Here is a 12,212-nt window from a genome sequence, read left to right as displayed (position 1 = left end):
TTCATTTCCGGCAAACATGCATGATGAACAAATCTCAAGATGATTTTGTTATTTTTTTGTCACATTGCCCATTTACGAAGCACCGGTATACTGGTAAAATAATATTCAGGTAGATAATTATTTAACAAACTTTTTTAAGGAGGATTTTATCATGAGTAGTTCATTAATATTAACAGGCATATTATTTTTTGGATATCTTGCATATGTGATTGGTGCTCAGATTCATACTATTAAGGAGGCTGTAAAATCTGAGGAAACACTAGATGCATACAGAAAAGAAAATGAAGGTTTTGCAGTTGTCCGCACTACTGTTCTATGCGCAAGATAGAAAACTTGTTTTCAGTAATGTTCATACAAACCCCCCTTTGTTATGACTCAATCACAACAAAGGGGGGTTTTAACTTTACTCTCTTTCATACTACCCCAGCAGATGTACTCCACCTAACAGTACATAAGAAATAAACCACATAATAACCGTAGCCATACAGATTCCCAGGATAACTGCTGGAAATGCTTTTTTAAACTTTACACCAAGTAATGCAGCAATCAATGATCCAGTCCATGCACCTGTTCCCGGAAGCGGAATTCCCACAAAGAGTACCAGACCCCAGAATTCATATTTCTCAATCTTATCACTTTTGCTCATAGCCTTGGCTTCTAATCTGTCTACCATCGGTTTTAATTTTTTTGTTCCCTTCATCCAGTTAAAGATTGGCGTAATCAAAAGCAGGATAAATGGTACCGGAATAATATTCCCAATGATACATATTGGAATGGCTTTTGCCACCGGAACTCCCAGTAATGGTCCTGCGACCAGAAGTGCTCCACGAAGTTCCAGAATCGGTATCATTGATATGATAAATACAATGGCTTCTTTTCCTACACTTCCGCCAAGGGCATCAATAATTCCCTGTACTAAAGTTTCTGTCATAGAATTCTCCTTTTTACTTGTTCATGTATTTCTTTAAAAATGAAAATAGAATCTCCATCTCTTCTCTGGTTCCAATCGTAATCCGAAGATATTGTTCAATTCTTTCACTTCCCCAGAAACGAACATAGATTCCATTTGCCCTCAATGCTTCAAACAATTCTTTCGCATCATACTCTGGATGCGTAACAAATACGAAATTCGCCCTGGAATCTCCAAATTGGAATCCCATTTTTTTCAATTCTTCTTTGGCCCATTCTCTGGTCTCAATAATCTTATGGACTGTTGTTTCAAAATATTCCTTATCCTTCACTGCCTCTGCACCACAGATCAGCGAAGTCTGATTCATGGTATAAGAATTAAAAGAATATTTGGCATCGTTCAGATAACGTATCAATGTCGGATTACTGATTGCATATCCAATTCTCATTCCTGCCATAGAGCGAGACTTTGAGAATGTCTGAACTACGATCAGATTATCATACTTGTCAATTAATTCTACTGCTGAATGCCCTTCCGCGAAATCAATATATGCCTCATCAATAATTACAATTACATCCTGGTTCTTTGTAATGATATCCTCAATCATATCCAACTCTTCATAAATTGCCGTAGGAGCATTCGGATTTGGGAAGATTACACCGCCATTTTCTTTATAGTAATCTTCTTTTCTGATTCGGAAGTTCTCATCCAGTTTCTGGCATTCATAAGGAATCCTGTAGAGATCTGCCCATACCTTGTAAAAAGAATAGGTGATATCCGGAAACAATATTGGCTTTTCTGAATTAAAGAATGTCAGAAAGCACATAGATAACACATCATCTGATCCCACACCAACAAAAACCTGATCTGGATTCACATCATAGAATTTTGCCAGCTCTTTTACCAACGGTGCTGCTGTCGGGTCTGGATACAAACGAAGTCTGTCCATATCCATCATTCCCAGAGCTTTCTCAACTCCCGGTGCCGGTGGATATGGATTCTCATTCGTATTCAGCTTGACAACTTTATTCTGAGGCTGTTCTCCTGGTACATAAGGCTCTACCTTACGAATGTTTTTTTCAAATGCTTTCATATTCTTATCCTTTGCTATGTAGTTAAAAATATTCCTTTGACAGTTCTTTGAATTTTGGCAGTGAATTAATAATTGTCTCATAAGCTACACAATAAGCAAGTCTTACATAACCCGGGCATCCAAAGGAACTTCCAGGTACCAGAAGTAAATTATATTTTTTCGCTACCGCGCAGAATTCTTTTTCATCTGCAATTGGAGATTTTACAAAAAGATAAAAAGCACCTTCTGGTTTAATGCATTCAAATCCACAATCTCTCAGTCCATTGTATAAAGCTTCTCTATTTCTGTCATAGAAAGAGATGTCTGTCTTCTCATTGATACATTTTGCCACCAGTTTCTGCTGCAATGTAGGTGCATTGACAAATCCCAGAATACGCGTTGCTACATTTGCTGCAGAACACACATCTTCACTATCTGTCACTTCATCTGGAATGACCAGATACCCAATACGTTCTCCAGGAAGAGACAATGATTTACTATATGAATACCCTACGATCGTATTCGCATAATACTTCGTCAAATATGGAACCTCCACTCCATCATACACCAGTTCACGATACGGTTCATCTGAAATCAGATAAATATCTGTACCATATTCCTTTTGCTTTGCTTCCATGATTGCCGCCAATTTCTGGATTGTTGCTTCTGAATATACAACACCGGTCGGATTATTCGGAGTATTTACGATAACAGCCTTGGTCTTCGGTGTGATCTTCTGCTCAAATTCATCTAATTTCGGCTGAAAATCTACAGTATTCGGTGATATTTCCACTAAGACTCCATCGTAGTTATTGGTATAAGAACGATATTCACCAAAATATGGCGCAAATGTGATTACTTCATCCCCTGGATTAATCAAAGTTTTCAAAATTACATTTAATCCTCCGGCAGCACCAACCGTCATGATAATATTTTTTCCTTCAAAATTCGTTCCAAAACGCTCATTCAAAGAATTCGCAACAGTCTCTCTTACATCTGCATATCCTGAGTTACTGTTGGTATAACCATGAAGAACAACCGGATCATTCTCATCTAACAATTCAATAATCGCTTTTTTTACTGCCTCTGGTGCCGGCACATTTGGGTTTCCCAGACTAAAATCAAACACATTCTCTGCCCCGTAGATGCTTGCAAGACGGTTTCCTTCTTCAAACATTGCACGAATAGCAGAACTATTAGCTACCATATTTTTCATTTTCTCTGCAATCATTTTTCTCTCTCCTTTGTATTATTCTCTATTCTGGTTTTTTTCTGTTACATCGCCCTTTTCTACCATAAATACGGGACGATAGGATAATTTTGCCTTTCTCAGGCCTTCTGCTCCAGTATCCTCTTCTCGGTTGACATATAGATACTGTTGACACTCATGCTCTACAAACTGCTGATTAATCATTGGATATGCTCCCTGTACATCTGCATATGCCTTTTCAATATGAACAACAAAAGTATCTGAACATATCGGTTCTCCCAACGAAAAAGCAACAACTTCACCATCAATTCTTAAGATTCCACCTTTAAGTTCCAGTTCTTCAAACAGTCGAAGGGCATTCATAGTAACACAGACTTCTCCTCTTTTCTCGGGGTCATCTTCACATCCGTTCTGATTACGCCATTTCAAAGCCATCTGAAAACATTCCTCTATATTATCTTTCGTTACACTTTCATAAGACCATCTGTCTTCATACATTGCTTTAAATTTATTGATATGGTTCCGCTTCCCATGTAACTTCTTCCCCGACAAGGTCGCTAGTTTTTCAGATTCATACACATAATCTGCACTATCACGGTCATACTCAATCTGAAATCTTCCCGGATACCATTCTTCTAACTGTGCAAAATACTCCGGTGTCACATTATACATCGCAAACGGAACATTGCGTTCCTTACTGTACTGCATCAATACTTCTAATGCTTTTTTCACATTCGCGGGTTCACCCGCCGGATATGCGAATGCCAGATGTGTCTCATCTTCACTCTTGAACACCAGTGCATCTTCTACGATTGCCCACTTCACCGGATACTGCCTGGACCACAAAAAAACATTTGCAAATGTTCTTTCACAGCTTCTGCTGGTATGATGATTAAAATAATGTGATATAATTTCTTTATCTTCCAGTTCAGCTCTCTTAAATTGTATCTCTAACATACTTTACCTTCTTTTCTCTTTTCATTGAACGTTTTTTAGTATAGCATATTTTTTTTCTTTTTTCTTCTTTTTATTATAAATCTTATAACAAACACGATAATCAGCACAATAAAAAGAATCAAGGCATATAACATAAATGCAAATTTATTCGGTTGTTTTACCAATTCAATAATATTCTTACTGTCATCTTCCAGTTTTCTTCCTTCCTTTTCTCCGTAATAAAAAGGAATCTGTGATATACCCTTCTCATTTTGCTCAAATGATTCCAGATAAGATGCAAGTGCATACCATTCTTTCACTTCATTTCCACTCTGGTCGTGCACAATATAATCTTCAAAATCCTCAATCTTATTTCCATTCTCATCTTTCGGTGTAATTTTCAGAAGTCCCTTTGATGTATCTTCTACTGTTCCAAGCATCTGCGCAGAATACAAACCTGCTACTACACGATAGAGCTTGTCATCCTGAATCTCCTCCGTCTGTTTTTCTTCTGTATATGGAACATTCTGTGACAGTTCAACTTCTATGACACGATTCAGAATCATACGGCTCGGATTATAAGTCCAGCGCATTCCACTTGGATATAACTGGGCCGCCGTCATGATTGGCGACACAGATACATCAATCTCTGCGACCGTCTTCAATTCCTTTCCTGTCAGATATACACTCACCAACGGATAACCTGGAATACGATCCGCACCGATTCCTAATGAACTGATATTAAACACATCTGACACTGTTACTTTTCCTTTTTGCAAAGTGTCACGAATCACTCCTGAAGGAGCAATTGCAACATCCACCGGCTTATATTCCGCTCCTTCCGCCTTTTCTACCGCATAGATATACGAATCTGCAATAATGCTTCCCAGTGGATCTTCTTCTAATTCTTCCGCAAAATCATCTCTTTGTGTAAATTCTACATTATTTTCTGCCAACACCTGATCAAATGTATAGCCAAACTGCTTCAGATACTCTTCGTCTACCTTTTCTTTATATTTTTCAAGTTCCGTCGTTATCGCTTCATCTTCTTTCACCGAATCATCCAGATGATTCAATTGATATTCATCCAGTTCCCATCGTCCATCTTCCTTTTGGATCAGATCCAGTTCTCCCAGATTCTCCCCATAACAGCCGGCAGACACAATGTAAGTATCCCCCTTCTGAATCGGTTCCTCTAACTTCGTATGAGTATGACCGCTGATGATCACATCAATCTCCGGCACTTCTTTTGCCAGAAGTTCGTCTTCCGATTTGCCTTCATCTTCACTGGTCCCACTATGAGAAAGACATACGATCATATCTACATCTTCTTTTTCCAATTGATCGACCATTTCTTTTGAAGTATCCACTATACTTTCAAAAGTAAGCCCACTCTCCGGCGCACAGTCCTCTGCATCTTCTCCCAGGACACCATAGACACCGATTCTTACTCCTCCATGCTCGACAATCACGTACGGTGTACTTCCGTAATCCTCAAGCGCCTGGTGAATCCGTTCATTATCTTCAGATGTATTCTTCGCCCAGTCAATATTCGCACATACAAAAGCTGGCAGTTGAAGCGATGAATCTTCCTCTGCATTTTTCAAAGCTGCATGAAACATATTGCTGACACCTTCACTTCGATAATCAAACTCATGATTGCCAAAGGTAGTAACATCGTACCCCAGGCGTCCCAGCATCGTAAGCTCTGTTGCATCTGTCTCATAAATGGTCTGATAAAGCGTTCCCATGGAAAAATCTCCGCCATCCACCAGAAACGTCGCCGGATTTTCAGCTTTCTTTTCATCAATCAACGTCTTCATCTTAGCAAGCCCGCCAATCATGACGGATTCCTCTGATTTATATGCATCCAGATGGGAATGCATGTCGTGAGTAAATAATATTTTTACTTTCTGCTCTCCATCCGAATCAACAGATGTCGTCTCTTCAGCCACCACGGATGTCACACACATCAGACAAAGCATGATAACCAACAGCATAGATGCCATCATTCTTTTTCTAAAGTTCATATCTTATTCCCCTTTTTATCAACAATATTGTTAAAAATTATCTTTCCCCTTTTGAATACAATAAAACCTTCCTCTGCTGCATTTTTCGGAAGGTTTATCTTGTATTGCTATTTCATCCTATTCATTTTCATTCATATTTGCAAGTTTCGCTGCCTGATCAGCTGCGATACACGCATCAATGATCTCCTGGATATCTCCGTTCATAATCTTATCAAGCTTATACAGTGTCAATCCGATTCGGTGATCTGTCACACGTCCCTGTGGGAAGTTATAAGTACGGATCTTCTCGGAACGGTCTCCGGTACCGATCTGGCTCTTTCTTGCTTCTGCTTCCGCATCATGCTGCTTCTGACATTCGATATCATACAGCTTTGCACGTAATAACGCGAATGCCTTTTCCTTATTCTGAAGCTGAGACTTCTCCGTCTGACTGTAGATTACAATTCCTGTCGGGTAATGGGTCAGACGCACCGCGGAGTCAGTGGTATTGACGCATTGTCCACCATTACCGGATGCACGCATAACATCGATACGGATATCCTTTTCATCGATCTGAATGTCTACGTCTTCTGCCTCTGGCATCACAGCGACCGTAATCGTAGATGTATGAATTCGTCCGCCTGATTCTGTCTCTGGAACACGCTGTACACGATGAACACCAGACTCATACTTCATTACCGAATAGGCACCCTGCCCATTGATCATAAAGGTAACATTCTTCATACCACCAATACCGATTTCTTCACACTCTACCAATTCTACTTTCCAACGTTTGCTCTCTGCGTAATGAAGATACATACGATAAATCTCTGCTGCAAAAAGTGCAGCTTCATCTCCGCCGGCACCTGCACGAATCTCTACCACAACGTTTTTATCATCATTCGGGTCTTTTGGCAACAGAAGAATCTTAAGTTCTTTCTCCAGTTCTTCTACTCTTGCCTTCGCTTCATTTAATTCTTCTTTGGCAAGCTCACGCATCTCTTCATCAGATTCCTCTTCTAACATCTCAAGACTGTCTGCGATTGTCTGCTTGCATGCTTTATATTCCTTATATGCCTCAACAATGGGGGTCAGTTCATTCTGTTCTTTCATGAGCTTACGGAATCTGGCCTGGTCATTGGCCACATCCGGCTCCTGCAACTCACTCAATATCTCTTCCAGACGAATGAGCAAATCCTCTAATTTGTCAAACATAACTCTTCCTCCTCAATCTATCCTTACGCAAGACATTTCCCTTGCGCACGTTATCTTTTATTGTACATGCCTGTAACCACACGGTCAAGACCTGCCAAATCCTTTTTTACTTTTATATCCTTATATCCACTTTCTCCCATAAGATACGACACATCCGATCCCTGATCGTGACCGATTTCAAACATCAGGAATCCTCCATCTTCCAGATATCTTTTGCCTTCTTCTATTATCTTACGGTAAAAGTACAGACCGTCTTCTCTTCCATCTAACGCAATCCTTGGATCATGAAAACGGACTTCCTCTTGAAGTTCTTTGATAACAGCAGTACGAATATAGGGTGGATTTGATACAATCAGCTGATATTTTTCTTCTATATGTTCAAAAAGATTACTCTGTACAAATTCTGCCGCGACTTCCAACCTCTCGGAATTTCTTTTTGCCACCTTCAATGCATCTTCTGATATATCACATCCGGTTCCCACAGTTCCCGGACATAATTTCAAGAGACTCAACAAGATACATCCTGAGCCGGTACACATGTCCAGCACTTTCATTCCAGGTGTCCCTGCACGAACTACCTTTATCGCTTCTTCTACCAGTACCTCTGTGTCCTGCCTGGGTATCAACACATGTTCATTAACATAGAACGAATATCCCATAAATTCCTGCTCACCGGTGATATGCTGCAAGGGGATTCTGCTTTTACGCCTTGCAATGCAATCCCGATATTGTCTTACCTGACCTTCTGTAAGCTCTCTTTCAGGATCTCCATAATAAGACACTCTGCTGATATTTGTCACATATTCAAGCAGATACCACGCATCTAATGCAGCCTCTGCGATCCCAGCCTCTGTCAGTGCAGCAACGCCTTCTTTATATATCTTCTGCAGTGTGAAAATTTTCTGCTTCATATGCTCTCCAATCGAAAACTGCTTCCACAGCCTGTATCGCAACTTCTATCATACTGTCATCCGGTTCTTTTGTTGTCAACTTCTGAATAGCGAGTCCCGGCTTACTGAACAGGTTGATCAGCGGGTTTTCACTGCATCCTGCCAGTTTCAATACTTCATAGGAGATTCCTGCAATTACCGGAAGCAAAGCAATTCGGATAATTATCCGCATAAATGGAGATTCTACTCTGATCAGCAATAACAGAATAATACTGATAGCCAACACAAAGAATAAGAAACTAGTTCCACATCTCTTATGCTGTCTGGAACTGATACGAACATTTTCCACTGTAAGCGGCAAGCCATGTTCAATACAATTGATACATTTATGCTCTGCCCCATGGTACATAAATGTTCTCTGGATATCTTCCATTCTGGATATCAGAAGCACATACACTACAAAAATCCCTATTCTTACGAATCCTTCTATGACAGTTCTGATAGTATAGGAAGCAATCAACGGCTTCAATAATAAAGACAGGAAATATGGTAATACCATAAAGATTGCAACTGCTGCGACTACGGAAAATACCACAGTAATTCCCATAATAATGCTCTCCTGCTTTTCCTTCTTCTGTGCTTCTTTTTCTGTCAGTTCCTGAACCTCTTCTTCCTCTTCATAAAAACTTGCAGAGAACGTCAATGTCTTTATCCCCAGTACCATAGAATCAATAAAATTAAAGATTCCTCTGACAAATGGTACTGTCGTCAGTTTCTTCCATCTGCCCGTAATACTCTGATAAGTCTCTTTCTGTACAAAAATCTCTCCATCCGGCTTGCGCACTGCCACAGCATAATCATCCTTATGCTTCATCATGATTCCCTCCAGCACTGCCTGTCCGCCAATATTTGATGACTTCATACACAACTCCTTTATTTCTATAAACATAAAAGGGTTGAGATTATATCAACCTCAACCCGATACTTGTAAATATTATTTGTCCATTCCGTATTTCTTATTGAACTTATCAACACGACCACGAGCCTGAGTTGCTTTCTGCTGTCCTGTATAGAATGGATGACATTTAGAACAAATTTCTACGTGAATATCTTCTTTTGTAGATCCTGTTACAAATGTATTGCCACAGTTACAAGTTACAGTTGCCTGATGATATGCTGGATGTATTCCTTCTTTCATGATTTTCACCTCTTCTTTATTTAGTCACATGCACGATGTGCAATTAAATTTCGTTTTCTAAACAGCTTTGTCATTGTATCATAAATATCGTATCTTGTCTAGATTAATTTTGTCTTTTTTACTAATTGAATCAATTCTGCATTATTTCTTGTTCGACTGAACATATTCAGAATATTGTCGACCGCTTCTTCTGCCCTCATTCCATTCAATGCTCTGCGCATAGAATCCACAGCCTCCTGCTCTTCCCTGGACAACAAAAGATCTTCTCTTCTTGTCCCAGATTTTGGAATGTCTATTGCAGGGAACACTCTTCTTTCTGATAACTTGCGGTCTAATACCAATTCCATATTGCCAGTACCTTTAAATTCTTCATAGACCACATCATCCATCTTACTTCCCGTATCTACCAATGCAGTTGCCAATATCGTAAGGCTTCCTCCCTCACGCATATTTCTTGCCGCACCAAAGAACCTCTTTGGCATATGAAGGGCAGCCGGATCAAGACCACCTGATAAAGTCCTTCCTGATGGCGGAACCGTAAGATTATATGCTCTTGCAAGCCTTGTAATACTATCCAATAGAATCATAACATCTTTTTTATGTTCTACCAGACGCTTTGCCCGCTCAATGACCATCTCCGACACACGTTTGTGATGTTCCGGGAGTTCATCAAACGTAGAGTATATCACTTCTACATTATCGCCTTCAATTGCTTCCTTTATATCAGTTACTTCCTCCGGCCGCTCATCGATCAGCAAAATTAACAGATGAATCTCCGGATTATTTTTACGTACAGACAACGCCACCTGCTTCAGCAAGGTCGTCTTACCAGCCTTCGGAGGTGACACGATCATTCCACGCTGTCCTTTTCCAATTGGAGACAGAAGATCCACAATACGCATGGCTGTGCTTGTCTTACCACATTCCAGACGCAACCTTTCGTTTGGAAAAATTGGAGTCATATCTTCAAAATTCGCTCTGCGCATCGCTTTCATCGGATCCATCTCATTAATCTTCGTCAAATATAACAACGCGCTGAACTTTTCCTGTTGTGTCTTAATTCGAGTATTCCCTTCCAGAATATCTCCAGTCTTCAGATTGAACTTACGAATCTGGGATGGTGATACATAGACATCATTCTCTCCTGGAAGATAATTCGCACTTCGGATAAATCCGTAACCATCCTGATGAACCTCCAGAATTCCCCGTGCCTTGACACCACTGTCCAACCTGTCTATGTCATGCATTTCTTTATCTCCTGTATTGGCAGACATTTCTTTCACCGCATCTCTGGAAACCTGCTTCTCTTTTTCATCCTCCTCGAGCATACGTTCAACCAATTCCGCCTTTTTCATGGTTGAAATACCTTTTAATCCCCTTGCTTTTGCAAGGTCTTTTAAAGTAGACAAAGGCAAAGATTCATACTTCTCTCTCATCATAAACGTTCCTCACATATTCTCCATATAACACAATGGGATTTTTCAGGCTCGATTGAGCTTCTCTTGAATATGGTATGATTATACTACAATTCTTCTATTTTTAAAAGCCTTTTTATTGATTTGCTTTTCCAGGAATGATATGATTATAACCAATGAAAATATAAATGAAAAGGTGGTATCCCCATGACAACAAATGAAAAAGCACTTATGATGCATGAAAAATGGCAGGGAAAGATTGAAACAACCGCAAAATCCCATGTAAATTCCCGTGAAGATCTTGCAATTGCCTATACACCAGGTGTCGCTGAACCTTGCAAAGTCATAGCAAAAGATAAAGAAGCTGCTTATACCTATACAATCAAATCCAACACCGTTGCTGTCGTTTCTGATGGAAGCGCAGTTCTTGGTCTCGGCAACATCGGTGCTCTTGCCGCTATGCCAGTTATGGAAGGCAAGGCAGTATTATTCAAAGAATTCGGCGGAGTAAATGCTGTACCTATCTGTCTCGACACACAAGACACAGAAGAGATTATCAAGACTGTCGTCAATATTGCTCCGGCATTCGGCGGTATCAATCTGGAAGATATCAGCGCTCCTCGTTGTTTTGAGATTGAAGAGCGACTGAAAGAATTATTGGACATCCCAGTATTCCACGATGACCAGCATGGAACAGCAATTGTAGTTCTTGCCGGAATCATCAATGCGATGAAAGTAACCGGCAAAAATAAAGAAGATTCCAAAGTCGTTGTTAACGGTGCAGGATCTGCAGGTGTCGCTATAACAAAATTACTTCTTACCTATGGTTTCAAACATATTACCATGTGTGATATTAATGGAATTATAGGTAAAGATTCCCCAAATCTGAACTGGATGCAGCAGAAGATGGTGGAAGTTACAAACCTGGAAGGGAAGGCCGGAACATTGGCAGATGCATTGAAGGGCGCAGATATCTTTGTAGGTGTCTCTGCACCTAATATCGTGACTCAGGAAATGGTTGCTTCTATGAATCAGGATGCTATTCTCTTTGCAATGGCTAATCCAGTACCGGAAATCATGCCTGATCTTGCCAAAGCTGCTGGTGCCAAAGTCGTAGGAACCGGACGATCCGACTTTCCGAATCAAGTCAATAATGTTGTTGCATTCCCTGGTATCTTCAAAGGTGCTTTAGAAGGACGCGCAACTCAGATTACCGAAGAAATGAAATTAGCAACCGCCAAAGCAATTGCAAGTCTGGTCTCTGATGATGAATTGAATGAAAACAACATTCTGCCAGAAGCTTTTGATCCGCGAGTTGCCGATGTTGTCAGCCGTGCAGTAAAGGAATTGATCTAAC

General features: G+C 40.2%; 12 protein-coding genes. 2 read left to right on the top strand and 10 right to left on the bottom strand.

Annotated features, from left to right (window positions below; translation table 11 throughout):
* Positions 1–151: 151 nt before the first annotated feature.
* Positions 152–328 (top strand): hypothetical protein, encoded by a 177-nt coding sequence (locus JQM81_RS09545; RefSeq protein WP_235233283.1) that lies wholly within the window; start codon positions 152–154, stop codon positions 326–328.
* Between the two features lie 90 nt (positions 329–418).
* On the opposite strand, the gene JQM81_RS09540 is transcribed toward JQM81_RS09545, so the two are convergent.
* From JQM81_RS09540 to rho, 10 genes are all read right to left on the bottom strand, one after another.
* Positions 419–931 (bottom strand): COG2426 family protein, encoded by a 513-nt coding sequence (locus JQM81_RS09540; protein WP_235233282.1) that lies wholly within the window; start codon positions 929–931, stop codon positions 419–421.
* A 13-nt stretch (positions 932–944) separates the two neighbouring features.
* Positions 945–2,003: a histidinol-phosphate transaminase gene (gene hisC, locus JQM81_RS09535; RefSeq protein WP_235233281.1), complete on the bottom strand. Its 1,059-nt coding sequence runs from the start codon at positions 2,001–2,003 to the stop codon at positions 945–947.
* A 22-nt stretch (positions 2,004–2,025) separates the two neighbouring features.
* Positions 2,026–3,213: a pyridoxal phosphate-dependent aminotransferase gene (locus tag JQM81_RS09530; RefSeq protein ID WP_235233280.1), complete on the bottom strand. Its 1,188-nt coding sequence runs from the start codon at positions 3,211–3,213 to the stop codon at positions 2,026–2,028.
* A gap of 18 nt (positions 3,214–3,231) precedes the next feature.
* Positions 3,232–4,149, bottom strand: coding sequence for a DUF2156 domain-containing protein (locus JQM81_RS09525; RefSeq protein ID WP_235233279.1), 918 nt, complete (start codon positions 4,147–4,149; stop codon positions 3,232–3,234).
* Between the two features lie 35 nt (positions 4,150–4,184).
* A complete protein-coding gene (locus JQM81_RS09520; RefSeq protein ID WP_235233278.1) occupies positions 4,185–6,158 on the bottom strand; it encodes a bifunctional metallophosphatase/5'-nucleotidase in 1,974 nt (657 codons plus the stop codon).
* A 117-nt stretch (positions 6,159–6,275) separates the two neighbouring features.
* On the bottom strand, positions 6,276–7,352 hold the full coding sequence (prfA, locus tag JQM81_RS09515) for a peptide chain release factor 1 (RefSeq protein WP_235233277.1): 1,077 nt from the start codon (positions 7,350–7,352) through the stop codon (positions 6,276–6,278).
* A gap of 50 nt (positions 7,353–7,402) precedes the next feature.
* A complete protein-coding gene (gene prmC, locus JQM81_RS09510; RefSeq protein ID WP_235233276.1) occupies positions 7,403–8,263 on the bottom strand; it encodes a peptide chain release factor N(5)-glutamine methyltransferase in 861 nt (286 codons plus the stop codon).
* Positions 8,226–9,164, bottom strand: coding sequence for a DUF1385 domain-containing protein (locus tag JQM81_RS09505; protein ID WP_235233275.1), 939 nt, complete (start codon positions 9,162–9,164; stop codon positions 8,226–8,228). The genes prmC and JQM81_RS09505 overlap by 38 nt, the downstream gene beginning before the upstream one ends.
* 72 nt (positions 9,165–9,236) lie before the next feature.
* Complete coding sequence (gene rpmE / locus JQM81_RS09500) at positions 9,237–9,440, bottom strand: 50S ribosomal protein L31 (RefSeq protein ID WP_235233274.1); 204 nt, start codon at positions 9,438–9,440, stop codon at positions 9,237–9,239.
* Positions 9,441–9,538: 98 nt separating this feature from the next.
* Positions 9,539–10,876 carry a transcription termination factor Rho gene (gene rho, locus JQM81_RS09495; RefSeq protein ID WP_235233300.1) on the bottom strand — a complete coding sequence of 446 codons (1,338 nt, stop codon included), beginning with the start codon at positions 10,874–10,876 and terminating at the stop codon, positions 9,539–9,541.
* A gap of 186 nt (positions 10,877–11,062) precedes the next feature.
* On the opposite strand from rho, the gene JQM81_RS09490 reads away from it, so the two are divergent.
* Entirely contained in the window at positions 11,063–12,211 is a 1,149-nt protein-coding gene (locus JQM81_RS09490; RefSeq protein WP_235233273.1) for an NAD(P)-dependent malic enzyme, read from the top strand.
* The last annotated feature ends 1 nt before the right edge of the window (position 12,212 follow it).

Source organism: Faecalicatena contorta (assembly GCF_021531895.1).
In the GTDB taxonomy this organism is placed as follows: Bacteria; Bacillota; Clostridia; order Lachnospirales; family Lachnospiraceae; genus JAFBIX01.
The sequence above is the reverse complement of the archived record's forward strand: the minus strand, read 5'-3'. Positions and strand labels throughout refer to the sequence as shown.